The following is a 24,975-nucleotide window of genomic DNA, read 5'->3' on the forward strand; positions in this document are numbered from 1 at the left end:
ATGAAAATTTTACATACCTCAGATTGGCATTTAGGTCAAAATTTTATGGGAAAAAGTAGGGTAGAGGAGCATGAAGCTTTTTTATCTTGGCTTTTAAAGATTATAAAAGAAAAAGAGATAGAAGTATTACTTGTATCAGGGGATATTTTTGATACTGGTACTCCTCCAAATTATGCTTTAGAACTTTATTATAATTTTTTAAAAGAACTATCAAGTATTAAAACTTTAATTACTACTATTATAACTGCTGGAAATCATGATTCAGTTTCAACTCTAAAAGCACCAAAACAACTTTTAGAAGTTTTAAATGTTCATGTTATAACAACTGGTGATGAAGATGAAAATGTAATTATTCCTATAAATAAAAATGATGATTTAATATCTATTGTTTGTGCTGTTCCATTTTTAAGAGATAGTGTTATTAGACAATCTCTTAGTGGAAAAACAATAAGTGAAAAAGAGAAATTAGCAAATAGTGGTATTAAAGCTTATTATGAAAATTGTTACTCAAAAGCACTTGAACTAAAACAAGATAAAAATATCCCAATAATAGCAATGGGACATTTAACAACAGTTGGAAGTAGAAGTTCTCAAAGTGAAAGAGATATTTATATTGGTGGAACTATTGATATAGGTGGGGATTATTTATCTAGTATGTTTGATTATGTTGCTTTAGGGCATCTTCATATAAATCAAGTTGTTGGAAATAATGAACATGTAAGATATTCAGGTTCTCCAATAGCTCTTAGTTTTTCTGAATCTAAAAACAGTCAAAAAGTAAATCTTGTATCTTTTACTCAAAATGAAATGAGTATAGAAGAGATAGAAGTTCCACTTTCTAGAAAACTAATTGTTATCAAAGGCAATTATGAAACTATAAAAAATGAACTTACTAAAATAGAAGATAAAAACTCTTGGATAGAAGTTCATATATCTGATGATAATGCAATGTATGCAAATAATGAAATCAGACAACTTGCTTCAAAACTTGAATTAACACTACTTGCAGTAAAAATAGATAAAAGTGAAAAACAGTTAAAAGCTAATGAATTAAAAGTAATAAGTTTAGATGAATTATCAGTTGAACAAGTATTTGAAAAAAGATTAGAGCTTGAAAACATAGAAGATAAAGAGTTTGAAAAAGAACTACTTTTAAACTTTAAAGAAGTAGTTTCTAAGGTGCAAAGCCTATGAAAATACTAAAGATAAAATTACTAAATATTAACTCACTAAAAGGTGAGTTTGAAGTAGACTTTGAAAAGTTTTTAAAAGATGAATCATTATTTGCTATAACTGGACCAACTGGTGCTGGGAAAAGTACTATTTTAGATGTAATTACATGTGCTTTATATGGAAGAACTGCAAGACTTACAAACCCAAATGAACTTATGAGCAGACACACAGGGGAATGTTTATGTGAAGTTGAATTTGAAGTAAAAGGAAAAGTTTATAGAAGTTCTTGGAGTCAAAAAAGAGCTAGAAAAAGCCCTGATGGAGCTTTCCAAAGTGCAAAAATGGAAGTTAGCGAAGTTGAAACGGGAAAAGTCTTAGAATCATATCTTTCAAAAGTTCCAAAATATATAGAAGAATTATCTGGACTTGATTTTGATAGATTTATTCAATCTATGATGTTAGCTCAAGGAAGTTTTGATGCTTTTTTAAAAGCAAAGGAAAATGAGCGTTCAAGTTTACTTGAAAAAATCACGGGAACACAAATCTATAAACAAATTTCACAAGAGATATATCAAACTTATACTAGAAAAAATGATGAGATTAAATTAGATGAAAATTTATTAGGTAATATTGAATTATTATCAAATGAAGTTGTTACTGAAAAAACTTTAATTTTAAATAGTTCAAAAACACAAAAACTTGAACTAGATTCTAAAGGAAATGAGCTAAAAAAGGTAATCAATTGGCTTGAAAATTTACAAAAATTAGAAGCTGATAATACTAAGTATATTAAAGAATTTGAACAAATCAGTTTTGAAAAAGAGAATAAAAAAGAAGATTTTATCAGATTAGATTTAGCAAATAAAGCTTTAAATGTTCAGCCTATATATCAAGAAAAGAACTCTTTAACTCAAATAATAAATCAAGATAAAGAAAAACTAGAAAAACTTCAAAAAGAGTTAGAAGATTTAAAACAACTCTTACAATCAAAAACTAATGAATCTTTAAAATCAAAAGATGAATTAGATAAAGAAAAAATTTCATTTGATACGAACTCTAAAAAACTTCAAGAAGTAAGAACATTACAAACTAAAATAGAATCAAAACTTCAAAATATCAAAGAGTTAGAAAATAAAATAAGCTCTCAAAATGAACAAAAAACAAAACTAAATGAAGATTTGAAAGTACTAAAAACAAATCAAGAAAAAATTGAGAATGATTTAAAAACTATAAATGTCTATCTAATAAAAAATAAAAATGATGAATCATTAAAAGAAGAGATATCTTTAATCTCAAAAAATGTAAATGATTATAAAGATGTAATAAAACTTTTAAAACAAATAGAAGAAAAACTTCAAAATAATAGTTTAAATGAAAAGACTTTACAGGATAGTTTTACTAAGGCAAAAAAAGAGTTTGATGAAATAAAAGTATTATTTGATTCTAAAGATAAAGAGTATAAAGAGTTAGAAATTCAAACTTCAAATTTCAATCAAAAAGAATCAAATAATAGGGATAGATTAAAAAGTATTGATAAATTAACTACTTCTATAGATGAATATAAAGGATTATTAGAAAATATCTTAAAAGAAGAAAATATCATATCTTCTTCAAAAGATGAATCAAAAACTATAAAAACAAATATAGAAGAAAAAACAAAACTAATAAATGAAATTAAAACACATATTCAAACTCTAAATGATAAAAGAGAAGCAGAACTTTTAATAGCAAAATATGAAAGTGATAGAGCAAATCTAAAAGAGGGTGAAGAGTGTTTCTTATGTGGTTCAAAAGAACATCCATTTGTAAATCATAAAATAAGTTTAAATGCTAATGAAACTACATCTTTAATCGCTCAAAAGAAGCAAATATTTGATGAGGAAAATAAAGTTTTACGAACTATTGAATTAAACTTATCAAAACTTGAAACTAAAATAGAGAGTTCTACTTTAGAACTAAACAAATTATTAAAACATAAAGAAGATATTGAGCAAGTATTTAGTTCATTGAATTTTATTTTAATGAATGATTCTAAAACAAACTTAGAAGAAGAAAAGCAACTTTTAGAAGAAGAGTTAAAGAATATAGTAAAAATTAGAGATGAAAAAGAGAAAGTTTTAATTCAAAGAGATAATCTTCAAAAAGAGTTAAATACAAAACAAACTTTTGTTTCTCAAAATGAACAAGAACTTTATAAACTAAAAAGTTTAATTGAACAATTACAAAATGAACAAACTCAAAACATATCTAAAAAGCAAAGTTTAGAAGAGGAACTTTCAAAAGTATATAGTAAATATGAACTAATATTTGATGAAAAGTTTGAAGAAAACTTTAGAACAATAGTCTCTAAGAAAGATAGTTTTATTAAAAATGAAATATCAAAAAAAGAGCTTGATATTAAACTTCAAAGTTTAATAGTACAACTAAAAGAGTTTGATACAAAAATCATATCAATAGAGTCAAGTTTAAAAACTGATGCTGAACAACTTTCTAAAATCTCTAATGAAACAATAGAATTACAAACTCAAAGCAAAGCTATTTTAGATGTATCTGATTTAAATATTTTTGAAAAAGAGATAACAAGTAAATTTAATACTATTAATGAAAGATATAACTCTTTATTAAAAGATTTAGTAAATCTAAATTCAAAAAATGAATCACTAAATACGCAAATAATAGAGTTAAATCAAAAACAAATCAATGAAAATACAAAACTAGAAGAGACAAAACAAAATTTCAATAATGCTCTAGCAGAAAATAGTTTTAACTCAAAAGAAGAGTTTGAAAAAGCACTTTTAAATAAAGAGCAAAGAGAAGAGTTATCTCTAATGTGTAAAGCACTAGAAGAAAAATATACTCAAATCCAAACTCTAAAAATAGATACAGCAAAAAAACTATCTGAACAAAAAGAGTTAAACTTAACAGATAAAGAACTTCAAACTTTAAGTGATGAGTTAAAAGAGTTGCAAACTGCTATTGATGAACTGCAAAAATCAATAGGAAGTTTAGAAAAAGAGCTTGAAATCAATGCTTCAAATATGAAAAAACATGAAGATAAAATCAAAGAGTTAGAGAATAAAAAAGAAGCCTTTAAAGTATGGATAAAACTAAATGAAATGGTAGGTTCAGCAAGTGGTGATAAATTTGCAAAATTTGCACAAGGTATCACTTTAGACCAGTTAATCTATCTAGCAAATAAATATTTACAAATACTAAGCCCTAGATATGAACTTCAAAGAAGTAGTGATTCAAGTAAGCTATTAGAAATAGAAATAATTGATGGTTTCCAAGGTGATGTTGTAAGACCTGTAAGTACGCTTTCTGGTGGTGAGAGTTTTATTGTAAGTCTTTCACTTGCACTTGGACTTTCAGCCCTTGCAAGTCAGAAAATAAGTATAGATTCACTTTTTTTAGATGAAGGATTTGGAACACTTGATAGTGATAGTCTAGAGTTAGCACTAAATGCGCTAAATCAGTTACAAAGTTCAGGAAAGATGGTAGGTGTGATTTCCCATGTGGAAGCACTAAAAGAGCGAATTCCATTGCAGATTAGGGTTATGCCTAAAGGTGATGGGACGAGTGTTTTGAATTTAAATTAGGAGGAATATAATGTGGGCAGATAATGAAACAACTGAGGATTTTTTAAATTATGAAGTACATTGTGATTTAATAAAAGAGTATGTAACAAATCCTAATTTACTACCTTTAACAATAGGTGTATTTGGAGATTGGGGAAGTGGAAAATCTAGTATTATGAAAATACTTGAGCAAAAATTAGAAGATGACGAAAAAGTATTAACAATTTATTTTAATAGTTGGCTTTTTGAAAGCTACCAGGATGCAAAAATTTCACTTCTTGAAAATATTTTATTAGAACTGTCGAAGAATGAAACTTTAGGTGAAACAGCAAAAAAGAAAATATTGAGTTTAATATCAAGAGTTGATTATATGAAACTAGCAAAAGATGGTATTAAAAAATATGGTAAAAATGTTGTTGATATTATTGCTACAGGTGGAGTTGGTAGTGTAATTGAAGCAGGTTTTAGTATGTTGAAAAAAGAAAAAATTGATGAATTAGAAACTGCAGATTTATCTAAACTTAATGAATACATAAAAGATGAACAAAAAAACACATCTAAAAATACAATAAAAACTTTTAGAAAAGATTTTGAAGAATTAATAAATTTAACTGATTATGAGAGTGTAGTTATTTTTATTGATGATTTAGATAGGTGTATGCCTGAACGTGTTATTGAAACATTAGAGGCTATAAAGCTATTCTTATCTGTACCTAATACAGCTTTTGTAATTGGTGCTGATGAGAGAATAATAAAACATTCTATTTCAATGCATCTGAAATTACATACTTTAAATAGTGATTCAGATTATTTACAAGATTCTAAACAAATAGTTACAGATTATATTGAGAAGTTAATTCAAATTCCTTATAGATTACCAAAACTTTCATTATCTGAAATTGAAACTTATAATAATCTTTTATTTTGTAAAACACAGTTGGAAGAAGATGATTTTAAAATAGTATATGATGATTATCAAAGCTTTAAACAATCTGATTTTTATTCTGCATATTCTTATGGACATATAAAAGAAAAAATTAATTTTGATGATAAACCTTCATTAAGTAGTCTTTTAAATCTATCTCATAGTATGAGTCAAATGATTACAACAATTTTAAAAGGTAATCCTAGGCAGACAAAAAGATTTTTGAATACTTTTATTTTGAGGACAAAATTAGCTAGTGTTGCAAAAATTGATATTGATATTTTTGTATTAATAAAACTAATGCTTCTTGAATACTTTGATACTAAATTATTTAAAAAATTAAATGAACTTCAATCAAAAAATGATGGTTTTTTCCATGAAATAAATATATTAGAAAAAGTCTTTTGTGATGGTGAGGAGAACCCTTTTAAAGATTCTTTTCAAGAGTGGCAAACACCACAAATGGTAAGTTGGATAAAAATAGAACCTAAACTTTCTGATACTGATTTAAGAAATTATTTTTGGTTATTTAGAGATAAAACAGAATCTACTTTGTCTGATGTTCATATGGTTAGTCCTATTCTTCAAAAGATTTATAAGGGATTAAAGTCAACTCAAGAAACAGAAGTAAGAGTAAGCTTAGAGAGAGCAAAAAATCTTAGTTATGATGAATTATCAGAAATTTTCAGTTTATATGAGAATGAAATAAATATAACTCCAAACCTTAAAGAACTTCTCAATAGTTTACATCAATTAACTATTCAAATTAATAATATTGATTTTTATGATAGATATTTAAATATTGTAATAGCCCTTCCTTATCAAAAAGTTAATAATTTAATTTATTTAATTGATAGACTAAACAATATTAAACAGAAAGAAGGGTCTTTAAGTGATAAAGTAGATAAAATTATAGTTAATTATAGTGAAAAGGAAAAAGGCTTATTGAAAAAAGCAGCTATTAAATATTTAGAGAAAGGGAATTAAAATGGGAACATCAAAAGGTTATGAGCCACCAAAAGGAAAAGGAAGTCCTTGGGATACTTTAAAAAGGCAAATGGGAATGTTAATTGAAAAACCTGATAAAAATACAAAGGTTGTAAGTAAATTTATAAAGGCAATTGGTGGTGCAGAAAACTTTTCATCTTATAATAAACCACAAAGTATACCTACAGGAGGAGGGAGTAGTTTATCTTTTAAATCATCAACAGCTAGAAATACAGTTCAAGGATTAGGTTCTTTTTTCAGTGATATATCTAAAAATGGTTTACAACAAGCTGCCAAATCTAGAGGTATCAATATTGAAGGTAAAACTATAGATGAGATTAAAGAATTATTTATAGATTTCTTTTTAATACCTGCAGTTGATTCTGATAGTGTTTGTGCATCAAAGGCTATTGAGACAGTTATGGAAAATTTATTTAATGAAATAGCTAATGAAGAAGAACTTGAAAATATTTTATCAAATGTAATTAAAACAGAAAAAGCAAAAGAATTAGTTTGTGGTTTTTATGAAAATTATATTTATGAATTGTTTTGTAGAATATTTTTTGAAGATAGAACTTTAAAAACTAATCAATCTGATGCAGAAGAAATATTAGAAATAGTTAAAGAAACAATAAGTACTAAAATTTCTGGAATACAATGTAATAGAAATATTGAGGGGATAGATTTTGGTAGTCAAGAGGGTTCAGATTTTGTTCAAGGAATCTTAAAAGATATTTTAGAAGTATTAGAGGAAGAATGATATGTTTAAAGTTACTATTGAAGAGTTAGATAGAAAAGATTGTTTATTAACACTTAGACTTAATATTAATAATGAATATGAAAGTGGTTTAATTATTAATCCATATGATTGTTTTACTAGTATTATTTCTAATCCTACGAATTCAAGTTTAGATGTACTATATTTTACATCTATTATTTATGCAATTGATAAAGTTATACAAAGAGTTGATACTTTTGACAATTGGAGTAGAGATATTGAAGTTGAAATACCTGTTAGTAATGTTTCTGTATGGAATAGTGCAAAAGATATTTTAAAAGAAGCAATTGATTTTTTAACTAGTGATAATTGGATATTTAATTTTAGAGAATTAGAAGATATTTCATATTTTGAAAGAAAAGAAACTTTATCTCTAAATATAAATGTAGAAAAAATATGTTTATTCTCGGGTGGGTTGGACTCTCTTGCAGGAGCAATAAACTTAGTTGATGAAACAGACAATATTTTATTAATTTCACATGTAGATGGACATGGTGCACCATCAACTTTACATAGTGAACTATTAAGTGAAATAAGAAATGAGTATTCAACTAAAAATATAAGGCAAGCCTCTTTTCATGTTTATACAGAAGATGAAATTAAGCATGAAGGAACAACAAGAGGTCGTTCTATATTATTTCATGGTATAGCATTATTTCATGCAATTAATTTAAATATTAATGAAATAGTTACTCCTGAAAATGGTGTAATTAGTATTAATTTACCTTTAACTCCTTCCAGAACTTGCTCTAATAGTACAAAAACCATGCATCCATACTTTATTAAAAAATTTGAAGAGGCTTTAAGTTTATTAGGGCATAATATTCAAATAAATAATCCCTATCTATTTAAAACAAAAGGTGAAATGTTAGTTGAAAATAGAAATACAGACTTAATCTCAAAACTAGCCACTAAAACTTTATCTTGCTCACATGGTGGAGGACATACTGCTACTTGGTATAATAGGAATAGTTTAAATTGTGGTTATTGTATTCCTTGTACAATCAGAAGAGCTTCTATTCATAAGTTTAATAATACTTTAGATAGATGCAATGATTATGGACATAGATTAAAGAATGAAGATATAAAAATTTCTTCACATGAGAAAAGATTAGATTTATTAGCATTAGCTTATTTCTTAAATAAAAATTTGACAAGAGCTGAAGTAAAAAGAGAAATAAAATTAATGGCAAAAATTGATGATATTGAAGAAGTTACAGATATGCTTTTAAGAGGTTATGCAGAAATAAAACAGTACATTAATGATAAAGCAGATGATGAAATAAAAGGATTATTCAGTTGTCAATTAGCCTAATAGATACACATTGTCATATAAATTTCTTTGAAAATGCAGGAGATATTGCATTAGAATGTGAAAAAACAGAAACACACACAATATATGTGACAACTTTACCTTCTCAATTTAATGAAACCTTTGAGTATGTTAAACAACTTAAATATATATATCCATCATTAGGTTTTCATTGTCTAGAGAGTGAGTACAATTTGGAAAAAGAAAAGAAACTTTTTTTAAAAAATATTGTTAAAACAAAATTTATAGGAGAAGTTGGTTTAGATTTTTCTAAAAGAGCTATTAAATCAAAAAAAGAACAGATTGAAGTCTTTGAATTTATTTTAGAAAATGTAAGAAATCGAAATAAAATTTTGAATTTACATAGTGCTCAAGCAGAAGATAAAGTTCTAAATATGTTAATTCAATATGATATTAAAAAAGCTATTTTTCATTGGTATAGTGGAAAAATTGGTACGCTAAATAAAATCTTAGATAGTGGATATTATTTTTCGATAAATAGTAATATGTGTAAAAGTAAAAAGGGACAAAATATTATTTCAAGACTCCCAAAAAATAAAATATTAGTTGAAACTGATGCACCTTTTATTAATGATTTACCCTATAAAAATTTAAATGTTTATTATTATTTAAGTGAATTATGGAATTTATCATTAGATGAAGTAAGAAATATTATATTAAGAAACTTTTTTAATTTGCAAAATTCTTATGATAAATTATTTTAAAATGAACTTATCAAAATCTCTCTACACAAAAGGTATCCAATGCCCAAAAGCACTTTGGCTTAAAAAATATAAGCCAAGTGTTTTAACACCACCAGATGAGCAAGCACAAGCTATATTTGAAACTGGAAATATAGTAGGAGATTTTGCTTGTCAACTTTTCCCTCATGGAAAAGAAGTTCCATATTCAAAAAACTATGATGAGATGATAGCTACAACAAAACAGTGGCTTGAGGGTGGAGTTGAAAATATCTATGAAGCTACTTTTAACTTCTTTGGTATTTTAGTTATGGTGGATATTTTGACTATTTCTAATAGTGAAATATCTATTTATGAAGTCAAAAGTTCAACTGAAGTAAAAGATATATATTTGCATGATGTTTCTATTCAATATTATGTACTTAAAAACTTAGGTTTTAAAATAAAAAGTGCAAATGTAATTCATATAAATAATGAATATATTAGAGGTGATGAATTAGATATAAATCAACTTTTTAAAATAGTTGATGTTACAAATGAAGTTATATCAATGCAATCAAATATACCAAATATTTTAAAAGATTTTGAAATATATTTAGAAGACAGAGAAAATGAACCAAATATAGATATAGGTAAACAGTGTAATAGTCCTTATGAATGTGATGCAAAAGAGTATTGTTGGAAAGTTCAAAGAAAAATTCCTGATTATTCTATATTTAATATTTTTAATCTTGGAAGTAAAAAACAAATTGAACTTTATAGTAGAGGTATTATAAATATAGATGATGTTCCTCATGACTTTGATATGACTTCTATTCAAACACAAGCTGTTGAAAACTATAAATCAGAAATTACATATATAGATATAGAAAATATTAAATCATTTTTACAAAATTTAACTTATCCAATTTATCACTTAGACTTTGAAACATATCAACAAGCAATTCCTTTATATAAAGGTTTAAAAGCTTACGAACAAATACCATTTCAATACTCACTTCATATTGAGTATGAAGATGGCAAAAAAAATAAAATACTAGAACATAAAGAGTATTTAGCTCAAGATAGTGTTGATAGTAGATATGAACTTGCTCTTAGACTTTGTGAAGATATACCAAAAAATGCAACTGTATTAGCTTATAATATGAGTTTTGAAAAAGGTGTTATAAAAAGATTAGCTACACTATTTGAAGAATTTAGTGAACATCTATTAGCTATAAATAATAATATGCAAGATTTGATGGTTCCTTTTCAAAAGAAATGGTATGTAACTCCTCACATGAATGGAAGTTATTCTATCAAGTACGTTTTACCAGCACTTGTTCCAGAGTTTGAAAAAGCATATAAAGAACTAGATGGTGTTCAAAATGGAAGTCAAGCTATGAACGCTTTTGCAAAGTTAAGTTCATTAGATGAAAATGAGAAACAAAAACTTAGAAATTCACTTTTAGAGTATTGTAAACTTGATACTTTGGCTATGGTGAAAATTTTAGAGAAATTGAAAAAGGAAGTAAATAATATTTAATATGGAATATTTAGAAAAAAATAGAATAATTACTATTGCACTTGTAAATACAGTAAAAGATAAAATAAAAAGTAAATTTAATATGAATATTGAAGAATTTATTGAAAAAGAGTTTCCTCAAGATGAAGAATTAAAAATATTTATATTTAAACATAAAAGTAAAGATAAAAATAAAATAGGAATTAAAATCAATGATAGTGATTATATTCTTTTTGTAGAAAGAAGTGTAGATACTATCAGAAATAAAATAGATAATTACATGGTTTGTTTTGATATTCAAAAAAAACCTGAAATAATAATTGATGAAAATAATGATTTTTTAGATATTGAATGTGAAGTAAAGATACCAATAGAGTTTAATCGAGAATACTATAATAATTCAACAAATAACCTATTAGATGCGATAGAAAAAAAATTTGAAGAATTAAAACCTTATAAAACTCAGTCGTTAGAAGAAAATGAAGAATATAAAAAATGGTTTGTTTATTTGACTCTTTTAGAAAAATTAATTGATGCAAAAGATTTTTATATTGAAACTGAAATTTCATATAGTAAAAACAAGGCAACTATCTCTGTAAATGATAATAATATATTTGAAAAATTAAAAAAAGCTAGAGGTGAAGATTTTATTTTTTATTATCTTGAGAATGTTAATAAAAATAAAAAACTACATGAATGGGATGAGGATAGAAGAAATTCAAAAGATAATTTTTTTGGTAAGTTAGATAGACAATTTGATGCAAATAAAAAAGAATTCACTTTTACACTTAGTGATGAATTTAAAAAAGAATTTACAAATAATGAACATAGCGAAATTATTTCATCTGCATTAGATGATTTGAATTTTGCCATGAAAGCTAGACAATTTATCGAAGAAAAAGTAAATAGTACAACTCAAGTAAAAAATCATATTTTAAAATTAAATATAAAAGATGAAGAAAAAAATCTTTTAGTTAACTTATTTTCTAAATTAAGCAATGAATATGCGCATTACTCTGAAAATGAATATGCATTAAGTAATGAAGAAAAAGATAATATAAACAATGTATTAAGTTTATTAGGAAATAATAGCTCAAAGAAATTCAACCCAAGAGAAAAATTAATATTAAGAGTATCTTATTTTAGAGATCAATTCCAATTAAAAACACTTAAACAAGGATTAGAAAGAATCCAAAATCATCCATTAAAACCTTATTTATTCGGAGATAAAAAGCTACCAGTTATAAATCAAAATCAAATAGATAATTTTGAAATCAAATATCTTTCAAAAGTTTTAAATGATAAACAAAAAGAAGCCATAAAAAAAGCTTTGATTTCTCAAGAACTTTTTATGATTCAAGGACCTCCAGGAACTGGAAAAACTGAAGTGATATCTGAAATAGCTTATCAAGAAGCAATACGTGGTAAAAAAGTTTTAATAGTATCTCAAGCAAATATGGCTGTAGATAATGCTATACAGAGATTAAATCATCCCTCTTTATATCCAATTAGAATTATAAGAAAAGATTACGAGCCTGAAGATGGAGAAAGTTTACCAATAGAACAAAACTTAGGTACTTTTTATCAAAATAGAATTGTAAAAAATTTAAAAGATGAGTTAGATAAAAATGAAAAAGAATTTATACATTTAAAAAATTTAATGGAGACTAATGATGAAAATATTGATTTAATTCATGATAGATTTAATGAGTTAAATGAACTAAAATATTTTGAAGAAATACAAAGAAACTTTTTAAATGATTTACAAATTGAAGAAGATGAAAATATCTATGATGAAGAATTAGGTTATTTATCTTCTAACTATATGCATAAATTAAATATTTGGGGTGCAACGTTATTTGAAACAGGAAAAAATAGTTTTAAAAATAAAAACTTTGATGTTGTTATCGTAGACGAGGTATCAAAAGCAACACCTCCAGAACTTGTACTTCCAATATTAAAAGGTCAAAAACTTATACTTGTAGGAGATCATAAACAATTACCCCCAATTATAAAAGATGTTAGTTTGGAAGATATAGCTGAAGAGTGTAATATAAGTTTAGATTCTTTAGATTTTGATACTACAGTTTTTGAAAAACTTATTCAAAATAATCCAGATAACTATGTTATGTTAAATACTCAATATAGAATGCATCCTGATATTCAAAAAGCAATAAATCAATTTTATAGAGATGAAAAGAATAATGAAGGCTTGAAGTGTGGACTAAAAAACCCAGATTTAGAAAAATGTCATCAAATACAAGATAAAACATTTCACAAGAAACATTTAGTTTGGCTAAAAACAAAAAAAAGTGATGAAGAAAGTCAACATAAAGGAAGTAGCTCTTTTTTTAATGAATCTGAAATTAAAAGAATAAAAACAACACTTGATTTTTTAAATAAATCATATGAAAAAATAGAAAAAAAACCTTCCGTTGGAGTAATTACTTTTTATGGAAGTCAATTATCAGAATTAACAAGTTTAGAAAAAAAAGGATTTTGGAGACTTCCAAGAGAAGATAGAAATTATCCCCATTTAGATATTAGATTTGGTACTGTTGATAGATTTCAAGGACAAGAGAAAGATATCATAATTGTGTCTTTGGTAAGAAATAATAAAAAACATGAAGTTGGTTTTGCAAAAAAACCTCATAGGATTAATGTAGCTTTTTCAAGAGCAAGGAATCTTTTAATTATCGTAGGAAATCCTGATAATTTTAGATTTGGTAATAATGAGAAATCGGCACAACAATATGATGAAATATTTAATATTGCAAAAAAATTTGGTAGTGTAAAAGGAGAATAAAATGTTATATGGTTATGACTTAACCCTTGAGCAAATGAGTCAAATAAGAAACTACAAAAAGAAAAATAAGTTTGATAGCAAATTATGTTCAATAAAAGATATAGAATTATTAACTTTTGAAGCTTATGTAAACATACTTTTTAAACAGACAGTTCCATTGAACTTATTTGAAAAATATTCATTAAAAATAATTCAAAAAGCAGATGAAAAATATTTAACAATGAATATTAAAAAAATTGCTGATTTATTAAATCTTGATGAAAATATAATACGAGAGAATTTAAAAAATTTAGCTCAGATTGATATGATAAATGGATTAGATAGTGATAATCTTATTATTAACTTTGATGAAAATGCTGAATATTTACAATATGAAAATAAATTTAAAAAAGAAAAAATTCAAGAAAGATTTTATTTAACTAAAGATGAATTTAAAGATATTCATAATTTTTTAAAAAATGAATTTGAAAAAAATATAAGAGAAAATGATAAAAGATTTTTAAATTTTGAATTAATAGATAGTAAAGAATCAACAAAAAAAGTTAAATTATTGACTTATTCTGATAATAAATTTTTAATTTATAGTAATCAAGGTATTAATAATCACAATGATTTAAAATTTTTAGATAATCAAATTTATGAAAATCTAAATAATCAAACTTTTATACAAAATGAAAATTTTTTTTGTCATAAAGAAGAATTTCTTCCTATTCTAAGAGACAAAATTTCTTTAAATAAAGATAATTCAATTGTTGTTATTTTTTCAACAAAAATTGAAGATATTGCCCATGAAATAATTAAATTAAATAAGAATCAAAAAAATTTATATATTTTTACTAATTATACTAATGATAAAGAAAAAAGAATATTTTTTATAGATATTAATTTGGATGATATTTTTATATTTGGGGATGAATATTATATAAGAAAAAATGATTCCATTTATGAGATAAATGATTTAGAAGATAAAAAAAATATTAAAGAAATTCTATCAAATTATTTTTTAGAAAAAATTATAATGGTTGAACCTAACTATGATAAAAATACACTTGATGAAATAAATATTCAAGTTGAAGAAATTACAAAATTAATGAATAATTTAACTTTTAAAGATAAAAAAGATTTTGATAAAGAAATGCAGAAAATTAAAGAGGATAAAAATAAGCTTTATGGAATAGATTTAAATGACTCTAAAAAACGTGCATTAGTAAGAAAAAGAATTGATGAATTTGAAAAAACAAATAATGAAGAACAATTAGAGAAATATCCTATTTATTTAGAAAATAGAAGTAAAATATTTGAATTGGCACAAGAGCTTGAGAATTATGAAAAACAAAAAGAAAATCTAGAAACTTTACAAAGAGAACTAAATATTTTAAATCAAAAAAAATCAAGTTTAATTTCAAAAGAAAATAAAGAAGAAATTATTCAATTTGAAAATGAATTAAAAAATATAAATCGTATAAAAATAGATTAATTTTATTAGAGTTGAAAGGAATATTGATGATTAATTATAAAGAAAGATTAACAACCGACAGAGAACTTAATTCATATAGTGATATTGATATAAGTGTAGAAAGTGATCGAGGAAGAATATTTTCATCTGCAGCTTTTAGAAGACTGCAAAAAAGAACTCAAGTTTTTGCTTTGGAATTAAATGCTTCTATTCGTTCAAGGCTAACTCACTCTTTAGAGGTTGCACAAAATGCAAGATATATTGCAAGAACTATTTTAGATGAGTTGAAAAAAAATGATTTAAAAACTTATGGTTTAGAAGATATGGAAAATGCATTTATTTCTACCTCAGAAATGACAAGTTTGATTCATGATATTGGTAATCCTCCTTTTGGTCATTTTGCTGAAGAAACAATAAATAAATGGCTTAAAATAAATATTTTACCAAAACTAGAAAGTTTTAAGTCTAGTACAAAAGAGATAGAAGATTTAAAAAGTATTTTAAAAAGTGATATTTGTAATTATGATGGTAACGCTCAAGCAATAAGAATAATAACAAAACTTCAAAGATTAAACCTATCATATTTTCAAATAATTGCTGTTTTAAAATACACAAGAGGAGCTTTTGAAAATAAACCAGATAATTCAGATTCATTAAATTATCTTAAAAAGAAACCAGGATTTTATTATAGTGAGAAAGATTTAGTTGAAAAAATACAAACTACATTAAATATAAAAGCAGGGCATAGATTTCCAATAACTTATATTATGGAAGCAGCTGATGATATTTCATATTTAACCGCTGACCTGGAAGATTCTGTTGAAAAAGGAATTTTATCTTTAGATGAAGTATATAATATTATTACAAGTGAATGTACAAAACAAAATGAAGAATTTTTATTAGAAATTATTAATAAGCAGTATGAAAAGGCAAAGAAGAATGATGAACCATATCAATTTAATATGTTTTTTACTTTTTTAAGAGTTACTCTTGTCACAAATTTTGTAAAACATGTTTCTAATGTATTTATAGAAAATCATCAAGTAATATTTGAAGGAAGTTTCAACCATGCACTTTTAGAGTATGATAAAACAAGTAAATATTATAAAGCTCTAAAAGTTTTAAAAGATATCTCAACTAAATATATTTATCAAAATAAAGAAGTTCAAACTTTGGAGCTTCAAGCTTATACTATTTTAAATGGTTTATTTGATGTGTATAAACCAATTCTAGAATTAACTACTAATGATTTTTCAAAACTTTTAAAAGATGAAAAAATCGATTGTTTTATATCAAAGCGATTAATAAAAAGAATTTCTTCTAAACAAATAGTTGCATATCAGAATGATATTAAAAAATTAAATGCTGATAATATTGAAGAATATAATATTTTAGAGTTTTATTATAGAGTTAGGTTAGTAATTGATTATATTAGTGGTATGACAGATGATTTTGCCCTTGAAGAGTATAAAATATTACATGCAATAAAATAGAATTTAATTATATTTAAAATTTTAACCCTTATGTAATATATCTATAACATAAGGGCTAATAATTATTTTAGAAAAGTTTTTTTAAAAAAATCCGAAGCTTCCCTAGGATTCCAACTTAAAATTAATGCATCTAAGTCCAAATTACCATAATTATCAAGTTCTTGAATAATATTACTTCCACCAAATCTTTCATAAAGTTTATAATGATCTTTCTTGATGCCTAAAAAAGTCATGTCAATATCATTTAAAATAAATAATAAATAAGCTCCTTTCATAAGATATTTAAATTCAAGATTTAATCCTTTTTTTTCATGTTTAACTATTAATCTTGATAGTTCTCCTATTTTGTTATATTGTTTTCTAATATTATCAAAACTAAAGATTTTATCTGATGGTAGTTTATTTTCTGAATCAAAAATTAATCTAGTGGTTCCACTTATATTTTGATCATTTTTATAAAAGATGATAGCAGAGTTTTTATCATAAATATCAAGGTTTAGACCATCAATTAAATCAGGAAACTCTTTTTGATAATTTATATTTTGATAAACATCACTTCTTAGTTCAAATACTTTAATTAAATCTTCAGCATTTGTTACAATACTTAAATTTTTTAAAGAAGAATCCCAATTTATTTTCTTATTAAATGATATTGTTTCGTCAACAATCTCTTCAAGAAACACCCTTTTCGTAAGCAATTCAATTATATATTTTTGATTATTGTTAAAATCATCAGACATATAGCTTAGAGTTTTACTAAAATTTAAAACAAGTAACTTTTGAAGTTCTTGTAAAGCCAGATTTTTGTTTATGTTTGTCATATTTATCCTTTAAATTAATTTAAAGGTAAATTTCTCATAAAATTGTCACATTTCTGTCACAAAAAAGTAAAATTTTTAATTTTATATATTTAGGATTAGGAATTAGAGATTTATTATGAATTAATAGATTTATTTATAATTAGCTATGTATAAATTTAATTAGTAAAAAAAAATTATTTTAATATATTGAAGAATAAAGTGCAGTAGAATATAAAATTTCTAACTAAAATTTATTTTGTAGCCTATTGAACTAACAGATTTAATTATCTTATGATTAAATTTACTTGTTGTTCTATGCATTAAAGTTCTTAATGTACTATCAGATATTTGTTTATCAAACCAAATAAAGTTTTCTATCTCAGAAAATCTTACTACTTCACCCTTTGCTTTGATTAATATTTCTAAAAAAAGTCTCTCATTTTTTGTTAAATCAATTTCTTGATTTTTAAAATAAACTTTTAAATATGGTTCAATAGAGTAGTAATAGTCGTGCGATAATTTATATTTTCCATTTTCATCTATTTTTTCACTTCTTTTTTGTAATTTATAAGTAGCAATATTCATACTACTTTTTAAGTCATTACGATTAAATGGTTTTACTAAATAAGCAAATGGTTCAATTTTCGCAGCTTTATCAAGAGTTTCATCATCACAATATGCACTCATAAATATAATAGCAGTGTTACTATTTTCATTTATCTTTTTTGCAATATCAATACCACTAAGGCTATTTTTTAGAAAAATATCCATTAATATAATATCTGGCTTATTTTTTGAAAAAGATAATAATGCTTCTTCATAAGTTGTTACAATATCTGTAACTTCATAACCCAGTTTTATTAAAGTACTTTGTGTATCAAGTGCAACAATTGTTTCATCTTCAACAATTAAAATTTTTATCATATTTCTCATCTTTTAATTTTAAATATTATCATATAATAATTTAATCACATTTTTGTCACAAAAGCTACTCTTTCCACCTTAATTTTACTTTTACACCTTCATTGGTACTAATATTCATTTCTGCTTTAAGTTGTTTTTTTGCTAGAGTTTCAATTAAAGTAAGCCCTAAAGAACTTTTTTTAATATTTGGATTATATCCTTTTCCATTATCACTATAAATAAGCTTATACTCTTTATTTTTACCAAAAAAAGATATATTTACAATTCCTGATTTATTTTCATCAAAAGCATGTTTAAAGCTATTTGTTAGTAACTCATTTAATATTAATCCACAGTAAATAGCTGATTCAGAGCTTAAATTACAATTTATATCATATATAACATCAATATCATGCTCAAAGCTTTGTTTTATTTCAGATATTATCTTCTCAAAATATTCATTAGCATCAACAAATGTAATAGTATCTTTTTGATAAAGAAGCTCATGTAAATGACTCATCGCACTAATTCTATTTTGAATTGTTGTTAAAAGTATATTTATTTTAGAATCATTAATTTCGTCATTTTGTAATCTAATTAAAGATATTATAGTTTGCATATTATTTTTTACTCTATGGTTTAGCTCTTTTAGTAAAATCTCTTTTTCTTCGAGTGCTACTATTAGATTATTTGTTTTATTACTAACTATTTTATTTAATCTAGCTTCATTCTCTTTTTGTTCAGTAATCAAACTTAGCTGCATTTTTTCTTTTTCATCTTGTAATCTTTTTATTCTATTTGCTAAAGCAATAGAGAATACTAAAGCTTCTAATATAAAAGCTATTTCAATAATATAATAAGATGATAAATCATCTTCTATTATTCCAGAGCTTGATAAATACATTAAAGAACCAGCAAAAAGTATTGCTGTCCAACCAAATAATATTAATTTTGCTTGTTCATTTTTATTTAAAAAAGCATAAAAAGTTATAAAAAATAGATATAACATAACCAATATAGATATAACATTTCTATATGGTTCAAGGTAGTTTGTAAATATAAACAATATAACAGATGAAACTAATAGCGCAATTAATATATTTAATATGAAATTAATTTTTGGATATTGATTTATTTGAAGAAATGATTTTGAAAAAAGTGCTAAAAATAAAACTGGAAGTGCTATAAAAATTGCTGCATAGCTAACAATATATTCCATAAAAGCTGAGTCAAATAGATATAAATTTGCAAATCCAACATAAAGCAAATGATGGAATACTAAAGTGATAATATATCCAACATAATAAAAATAACTAATATCTTTTATCATGAAATATATTGATAAATTATATAGTGCTAATACTATCATTCCACCAAAAAAGAGGCTTAGAATTATTTGTTGAATTATCTCTTGTTTGTAAAAAGCTTCATAAGAATAAAGATTTAATTTTAAAGATAAAGAGGTTTTTTTTGATGAAGCTTCAATATAGTAAGTTTTTGTCTCATCTTTTTCTAATTTTATATGAAAAACTGGGTTTACAGATTTTCTTTCTATACTTTTATTTAGTAATCCTTCCCTCTCTTTTAAATTATTATTTTCATAAAAGTTAATATTTGTTACTAAAGGATTATCAAACTCTATTATTTTTAAAATAGCTTCATTTTCTATATTATGTAGAGTAAATTTAATCCATACTTTAAAGTCTGGTGAATAACCAAATTTTTTAGTTGAAGAGTCTATTTTTGAAAAACTAACTTTATTTTCTATTATTTTATCAATTGTTAATTTTTTTGAATAGTCAATAAATATCTCTGAAGAGCTTAAAATATCTATATTTGAAGATTTATAAATATCAATATTAGTGGCACTTAAATAGGATAAAAATAGCATAAAAATCAGTAGTGTTTTTTTCAATATTCCTCTATTTATCTGTTTTATTTGTATTTTATAATTATGCCTTAAATGATATAAATTATAATTTATCAATATATTTTTAGTTTATATGCTAAATAAATATTGAAATAGTAAATAATACAACGATAGAATGAAAAGATTAAGATATAGATAAATTGTAACAAAAATGTGACTAATTCTCGATACAATTGTTTCGTTAGTTTTATATGTTTACTATATAAGCTACGATACACAATGGGAAAAACATAAAATGAATAATTTTATAATAAAAATATTTTTTTTATTTATAACTTCTCTTTTAACTGGTTGTTATCATAATTATAAAATAGATAATACATCACAAAAAGAGAGTTATAAAACTTTAAATGAGTTATCTGTTGTTATTGAACAAACTGATACTAAAATCATAAATGCACAAAGAACAAATGTACACTATGTAAATTGGGGAAATGGAACAGGAATGTCACCAGTGTTTACATTTAGTGAACCTTTAATCTCTAATGAAAGTTGTAAATCTTTAAATAAAATCTATTTTAATAAAATCACAAACAAACTGCCAAATCTAATACAACTATTTGAAGATAAAAATATAATAGTCAATAACAATCAAGCAACAAAAAAATTAACTATAACTATAAAAGAGTATAACTGTACTAATAATATTATTTATATACAAGCTTCTTTATTTGAAGATATAAATCTTATTTATCAAAACTTATTTGTTTTAGATAGTTACTCTAATTCAAACTCTTTTAAAATCTTTTATAAAGATGAAAAAATGGATATTAATAAGTTTTTTAAAGTTTTAATTGAAGATTTAGAAAATACTATGAAATTTCCTCTAAAGAAATAGATATTAAATAATTTTATAAAATCAATAAATGTGACGAAAATGTGACATCTTTTTGATATAGTTTTTTTAAGTAACTAATAATTAGTTTCATAAAAAATATAAGGAAAAAAAAATGTATAAAAAAATAGTTGTAGGTTCTTTATTTGCAATGGTTGTATTTAGTGGATGTAGTTATAGAAATGATTCTAATATCTCTATTCCAAATAATCCAGAAATTCAAACAAATATTTTAATAACAGAAGATAGTTTAAATGATAAAAGTTGCATCAATATAGAAAAAATTGATGTTAGTGTAAAGAAATTAACAGCATTTCATAAAGACCCAACAAAAGAACAAGCAAACTATGTATTATCAGAAAAAGCGAAACAACTAAAAGCAAATGTAGTAAGAAATGTAAAGTATAGTTCTGGAATAGGTTTTACAACATGGGGATATATGGATGCTGAAGGTGATGCATCTAAATGTAATTTAGATTAAATATTTTACACAAGTAATTAAACAATCTAAAAGTTACTTCAAAAAACAATTAATAAAAAAAGGTTGATAATATGTATGGTAAATTAATGAATGAAGCCTTAAAATCTATAATTGAAAATAAAAATGCTCTATTTAAAGCTCTACTTATCCCTACTTTAGTTTTAGTTGGTATAGATATATTTCTTCCTAGTAGTTTTTTAAGTAATGGAGAAAAAATCAATTTTGAAGATAATAAATTTATATTCATTTCTTTTATTATATTATCTATAATTTTAAATATTGTTATGGCAGTTTCTGTTCATAGAATTATTTTAATAAAAGATGATATTTCATCTTTAGAGGCAATTATGCCAACACAAACATTACTCAAGTTTTTCCTAAAATCAGTGTGGATTGGACTTTTAACTGGATTGATTTTTGGGATTTTAATTGCTATTTTTCTTTTAATAAGTGTAGTAGCAGAGCAGTTTAGTCAAAACAAATTTTTAGTTGGAGTTATTGCTTATTCTTTAGCTATTTTATTAGTAATGATAGTTTTTAGTAGATTTTCTATGGTTTTCCCTGCTACTGCAATAGATGAAGAAATGGGACTTTTAGATGCTTTTGCCTTTACAAAAGATTATAAACTTTTATCTTTATTTATGGTTATTATTTTTCCAACTATGATAGCTGTTTTAATTGCATTAGTTTATGGTTTAATGATAGGTTTTTTAACTGGTGTTGTATCTTCTCATCTTTCAATTTTATATGTATTTTTAAATGTATTTATTACAGTTTTGGTAATTAGTTGTCTATCTGTAACATATTCATATATAAAAAATGAGATAAATGAAAAAGCTTTGAAAGATAAATATATAGAATAAAGTATTAAAAAATATATGATAAAAAATAATTTTAATTTAAAAAAGAGTTAAGTAGTAAATACTATAAAACTGTAACAAAAATGTGACAATTTTCTGATAGAATTTTCACAAGGCATAAAAATAATATTTATACAAGGGAATAAGATAAAAATGGGGATTTTTACTAAATTTAAACTTACAGAGGTATTAAGTACATTTTGCTATCTCACTGAGATAATTTCTATAAAGAAACTACAAAATTTAAAAACAATCAAATATTTTGCAAATTCAATAAATTATGATAATTCTTTAAAAAATATTACTTTATATAGAGAAATAAAATGAATGATAAAAACCTAGAACTAATACCAGATAAAGATGGATTTTTATTTGAGATAGAAGATCATAGTTATGTATTAATGAAATTAGTAGAATGGTTATCGATGATAATTCTTTTATTTGGTTTTGTATTTATATATTTTAATGGTGATATATTAGCAATGAGAAATTCAGGAAATAGAGAATATTTAATAGTTAATTTAGGATTTTTTATAATAGTAACATATGGTGTAAAAATGATTTTTCATATTAGAAAAAAGAAAAAAGAAAAAATAAGATTTTATACAAATTATATTTATAAAGAAAGTGAAAAATTTGAACTTTATCTATATTCTATAGAAGAAGGATATATCTCAAAGTATAATGTTAGAGAACATAAAATGAGAATTTTTAATGGATATTTAATGTCTTTTGGTGTGATTGGAACAGCCATTTTAATTATATGGTCTATGATAAGTTCAGATTCAATACAAGTATTGATACTGTTTATTATCTTTGGAATGACCCCGAAAATATAGACACAAATTAATTCAGTTAATTAAAATAACAATTTAGAGAAAATTGTAAATAATTGAAGGAATTAAAAATGGCAAGAAGAGAATATAGTGAAGAGTTTAGAAGAGATGCTGTAAAACAAGTTATTGAAAATGGATATGGCATAATTGAAACAGCTGAGAGATTAGGTGTACATCATGATTCTTTGAGAAATTGGATAAAAAAATATCAATCTCCAGAAGCTGAAATAGAAGCAAAAAAATCTCAAGATACACAAGCTGAAATTAAAAGATTACAGAAAGAATTAAAAAGAGTTACAGAAGAGAGGGATATTTTAAAAAAGGCCGCAGCGTACTTTGCAAACAACCCAAATTAAAGTACGCATTTATAAAAGAGTATGAAATACAGTACACAATCAGAAGAATGTGTACTGTATTGAAAGTTCATCCAAGTGGGTATTATAAATGGTTAAAACAACCTATTTCAAATCTTGAAATAAAAAATCAACAAATTTTACAAGAGATAAAAAAAGCATATAAAGAATCAAATGGAATATATGGATATAGAAATATTCATAAAGATTTAAAAGCTTCAAATATACATGTAAATAAGAAAAGAGTTGCAAGATTAATGAAAGAAGCAAAACTTTGTGGAGTAGGAAATTATAGAAGAAAACCTAAGTATAAAGCAGGGGCAATTCATAAAGCACATCCTAATCATTTAAAACAATGTTTTTTAACACATAAACCAAATGAATCGTGGGTTAGTGATATTACATATATCAGAACTTATGAAGGATGGTTATATTTAGCTACAGTTATTGATCTTTATTCAAGAAAAATAATTGGTTGGGCAACAGGACATAGACAATCAACATCTTTAATTATTGAAGCTCTGAAAAAAACAACTCATAGAATTAAAAATCATAAAGTAATTCTTCATTCAGACCAAGGTAGTCAATATAGCTCTTATGAATATCAAACATTTTTAAAACATCATAATATTATCCCAAGTATGAGCCGTAGAGGTAATTGTTATGATAATGCAGTAGCAGAGAGTTTTTTTAAGACATTAAAAAAAGAGTTAGTTAGAAAAACTATATTTCATACAAGAGTAGAAGCTAGAGATAAAATATTTGAATATATAGAAATGTTTTATAACTCAAAAAGAAGACATAGTTTTTTAGATTTTATAAGTCCAAATGAATTTGAGAAAAGATACAATGATAGTGTTACTCAACCCAAGGTGTTAACTGAATAAAAAAGTGTCTACTAACTTGGGGTCATTCCAGTCCGAGATAAAAATAATGATGTTTTGGTTAAAAAAGCAAAAAAAGACATTAGTAAAAATAAAAAAAATATTGATTATCAATCAAAAGTTTTTGCTCTTTTAGGTAGTGAAGTTAGATTTAGAATTGTTTATTTACTTTTAAATAATAAAGAACTATGTGTATGTGATTTTTGTGATATTCTAGAAATGAATCAATCTCCTATCTCTCAACACTTAAGAAAATTAAAAGATGCAGGTATTTTAGAGAATAAACGTGAAAAATTGGCAATATTTTATTTCATTCCTTACTCAATGAGAGAAATACTACAACTTTTAATTAATAGCAAAGCAAAAGAGTAAAACAATAC

Annotated in this window: 19 protein-coding genes; 16 read left to right on the top strand and 3 right to left on the bottom strand. The window is 24.1% G+C overall.

The features are described 5' to 3' along the window. From ACRYA_RS10200 to dgt, 10 genes are read left to right on the top strand one after another with little or no spacing between them, the layout of a single operon-like run. On the top strand, window positions 1-1,194 hold the full coding sequence (locus tag ACRYA_RS10200) for an exonuclease SbcCD subunit D C-terminal domain-containing protein (protein ID WP_105918344.1): 1,194 nt from the start codon (window positions 1-3) through the stop codon (window positions 1,192-1,194). Next, a complete protein-coding gene (locus ACRYA_RS10205; protein ID WP_121443306.1) occupies window positions 1,191-4,772 on the top strand; it encodes an AAA family ATPase in 3,582 nt (1,193 codons plus the stop codon). Before ACRYA_RS10200 ends, ACRYA_RS10205 begins: the two co-directional genes overlap by 4 nt. 10 nt (window positions 4,773-4,782) lie before the next feature. After that, the gene (locus ACRYA_RS10210) at window positions 4,783-6,663 is read left to right on the top strand and encodes a KAP family P-loop NTPase fold protein (RefSeq protein WP_066408260.1); all 1,881 of its coding nucleotides are present in this window, start codon (window positions 4,783-4,785) and stop codon (window positions 6,661-6,663) included. 1 nt (window position 6,664) lies between these two features. Continuing rightward, entirely contained in the window at window positions 6,665-7,423 is a 759-nt protein-coding gene (locus tag ACRYA_RS10215) for a Qat anti-phage system associated protein QatB (protein ID WP_105917949.1), read from the top strand. Between the two features lies 1 nt (window position 7,424). Then, complete coding sequence (gene qatC / locus ACRYA_RS10220) at window positions 7,425-8,756, top strand: Qat anti-phage system QueC-like protein QatC (RefSeq protein ID WP_105917948.1); 1,332 nt, start codon at window positions 7,425-7,427, stop codon at window positions 8,754-8,756. Next, on the top strand, window positions 8,741-9,478 hold the full coding sequence (locus tag ACRYA_RS10225) for a TatD family hydrolase (RefSeq protein WP_066408254.1): 738 nt from the start codon (window positions 8,741-8,743) through the stop codon (window positions 9,476-9,478). The genes qatC and ACRYA_RS10225 overlap by 16 nt, the downstream gene beginning before the upstream one ends. A gap of 1 nt (window position 9,479) precedes the next feature. Further along, window positions 9,480-10,979, top strand: a complete 1,500-nt coding sequence (locus tag ACRYA_RS10230; RefSeq protein WP_176549286.1) for a DUF2779 domain-containing protein — start codon at window positions 9,480-9,482, stop codon at window positions 10,977-10,979. A 1-nt stretch (window position 10,980) separates the two neighbouring features. Then, entirely contained in the window at window positions 10,981-13,764 is a 2,784-nt protein-coding gene (locus ACRYA_RS10235) for a DEAD/DEAH box helicase (protein WP_105917947.1), read from the top strand. A 1-nt stretch (window position 13,765) separates the two neighbouring features. Further along, window positions 13,766-15,241, top strand: a complete 1,476-nt coding sequence (locus ACRYA_RS10240) for a hypothetical protein (protein ID WP_121443307.1) — start codon at window positions 13,766-13,768, stop codon at window positions 15,239-15,241. 26 nt (window positions 15,242-15,267) lie between these two features. After that, the gene (gene dgt, locus ACRYA_RS10245) at window positions 15,268-16,713 is read left to right on the top strand and encodes a dGTPase (RefSeq protein ID WP_105918095.1); all 1,446 of its coding nucleotides are present in this window, start codon (window positions 15,268-15,270) and stop codon (window positions 16,711-16,713) included. Window positions 16,714-16,775: 62 nt separating this feature from the next. Here the strand turns inward: dgt and ACRYA_RS10250 are convergent, their stop codons facing one another. From ACRYA_RS10250 to ACRYA_RS10260, 3 genes are all read right to left on the bottom strand, one after another. Then, window positions 16,776-17,534 carry an N-acyl amino acid synthase FeeM domain-containing protein gene (locus ACRYA_RS10250; RefSeq protein ID WP_105918094.1) on the bottom strand — a complete coding sequence of 253 codons (759 nt, stop codon included), beginning with the start codon at window positions 17,532-17,534 and terminating at the stop codon, window positions 16,776-16,778. A gap of 219 nt (window positions 17,535-17,753) precedes the next feature. Next, window positions 17,754-18,437 carry a response regulator gene (locus tag ACRYA_RS10255; RefSeq protein WP_165786109.1) on the bottom strand — a complete coding sequence of 228 codons (684 nt, stop codon included), beginning with the start codon at window positions 18,435-18,437 and terminating at the stop codon, window positions 17,754-17,756. A 64-nt stretch (window positions 18,438-18,501) separates the two neighbouring features. Then, window positions 18,502-20,331 (bottom strand): 7TM diverse intracellular signaling domain-containing protein, encoded by a 1,830-nt coding sequence (locus tag ACRYA_RS10260; protein WP_105918092.1) that lies wholly within the window; start codon window positions 20,329-20,331, stop codon window positions 18,502-18,504. Window positions 20,332-20,581: 250 nt separating this feature from the next. Between ACRYA_RS10260 and ACRYA_RS10265 the strand changes: the two genes are divergently transcribed. From ACRYA_RS10265 to ACRYA_RS10290, 6 genes are all read left to right on the top strand, one after another. Beyond that, window positions 20,582-21,184: a hypothetical protein gene (locus ACRYA_RS10265; RefSeq protein ID WP_105918091.1), complete on the top strand. Its 603-nt coding sequence runs from the start codon at window positions 20,582-20,584 to the stop codon at window positions 21,182-21,184. A gap of 112 nt (window positions 21,185-21,296) precedes the next feature. After that, a complete protein-coding gene (locus tag ACRYA_RS10270) occupies window positions 21,297-21,662 on the top strand; it encodes a hypothetical protein (RefSeq protein WP_105918090.1) in 366 nt (121 codons plus the stop codon). A 71-nt stretch (window positions 21,663-21,733) separates the two neighbouring features. Then, complete coding sequence (locus tag ACRYA_RS10275; protein ID WP_105918089.1) at window positions 21,734-22,525, top strand: hypothetical protein; 792 nt, start codon at window positions 21,734-21,736, stop codon at window positions 22,523-22,525. A gap of 320 nt (window positions 22,526-22,845) precedes the next feature. Beyond that, a complete protein-coding gene (locus tag ACRYA_RS10280) occupies window positions 22,846-23,361 on the top strand; it encodes a hypothetical protein (RefSeq protein ID WP_105918088.1) in 516 nt (171 codons plus the stop codon). A gap of 68 nt (window positions 23,362-23,429) precedes the next feature. Further along, a protein-coding gene (locus ACRYA_RS10285; protein ID WP_105918087.1) for an IS3 family transposase occupies window positions 23,430-24,598 on the top strand; the annotation gives its coding sequence in 2 pieces (ribosomal slippage) (window positions 23,430-23,682 and window positions 23,682-24,598; 1,170 coding nt in all). A gap of 54 nt (window positions 24,599-24,652) precedes the next feature. Next, a complete protein-coding gene (locus ACRYA_RS10290; RefSeq protein WP_165786108.1) occupies window positions 24,653-24,967 on the top strand; it encodes an ArsR/SmtB family transcription factor in 315 nt (104 codons plus the stop codon). The last annotated feature ends 8 nt before the right edge of the window (window positions 24,968-24,975 follow it).

The organism is Aliarcobacter cryaerophilus ATCC 43158 (genome assembly GCF_003660105.1).
GTDB classification, from domain to species: Bacteria; Campylobacterota; Campylobacteria; order Campylobacterales; family Arcobacteraceae; genus Aliarcobacter; species Aliarcobacter cryaerophilus.

What these genes read in the sequence shown, in the direction of transcription:
- ACRYA_RS10200 (WP_105918344.1), top strand. Translation starts at nt 1, where the DNA reads ATGAAAATTTTACATACCTCAGATTGGCATTTAGGTCAAAATTTTATG.
- ACRYA_RS10205 (WP_121443306.1), top strand. Translation starts at nt 1,191, where the DNA reads ATGAAAATACTAAAGATAAAATTACTAAATATTAACTCACTAAAAGGT.
- ACRYA_RS10210 (WP_066408260.1), top strand. Translation starts at nt 4,783, where the DNA reads ATGTGGGCAGATAATGAAACAACTGAGGATTTTTTAAATTATGAAGTA.
- ACRYA_RS10215 (WP_105917949.1), top strand. Translation starts at nt 6,665, where the DNA reads ATGGGAACATCAAAAGGTTATGAGCCACCAAAAGGAAAAGGAAGTCCT.
- qatC (WP_105917948.1), top strand. Translation starts at nt 7,425, where the DNA reads ATGTTTAAAGTTACTATTGAAGAGTTAGATAGAAAAGATTGTTTATTA.
- ACRYA_RS10230 (WP_176549286.1), top strand. Translation starts at nt 9,480, where the DNA reads ATGAACTTATCAAAATCTCTCTACACAAAAGGTATCCAATGCCCAAAA.
- ACRYA_RS10235 (WP_105917947.1), top strand. Translation starts at nt 10,981, where the DNA reads ATGGAATATTTAGAAAAAAATAGAATAATTACTATTGCACTTGTAAAT.
- ACRYA_RS10240 (WP_121443307.1), top strand. Translation starts at nt 13,766, where the DNA reads ATGTTATATGGTTATGACTTAACCCTTGAGCAAATGAGTCAAATAAGA.
- dgt (WP_105918095.1), top strand. Translation starts at nt 15,268, where the DNA reads ATGATTAATTATAAAGAAAGATTAACAACCGACAGAGAACTTAATTCA.
- ACRYA_RS10250 (WP_105918094.1), bottom strand. Translation starts at nt 17,534, where the DNA reads ATGACAAACATAAACAAAAATCTGGCTTTACAAGAACTTCAAAAGTTA.
- ACRYA_RS10255 (WP_165786109.1), bottom strand. Translation starts at nt 18,437, where the DNA reads ATGATAAAAATTTTAATTGTTGAAGATGAAACAATTGTTGCACTTGAT.
- ACRYA_RS10265 (WP_105918091.1), top strand. Translation starts at nt 20,582, where the DNA reads ATGAATAATTTTATAATAAAAATATTTTTTTTATTTATAACTTCTCTT.
- ACRYA_RS10270 (WP_105918090.1), top strand. Translation starts at nt 21,297, where the DNA reads ATGTATAAAAAAATAGTTGTAGGTTCTTTATTTGCAATGGTTGTATTT.
- ACRYA_RS10275 (WP_105918089.1), top strand. Translation starts at nt 21,734, where the DNA reads ATGTATGGTAAATTAATGAATGAAGCCTTAAAATCTATAATTGAAAAT.
- ACRYA_RS10280 (WP_105918088.1), top strand. Translation starts at nt 22,846, where the DNA reads ATGAATGATAAAAACCTAGAACTAATACCAGATAAAGATGGATTTTTA.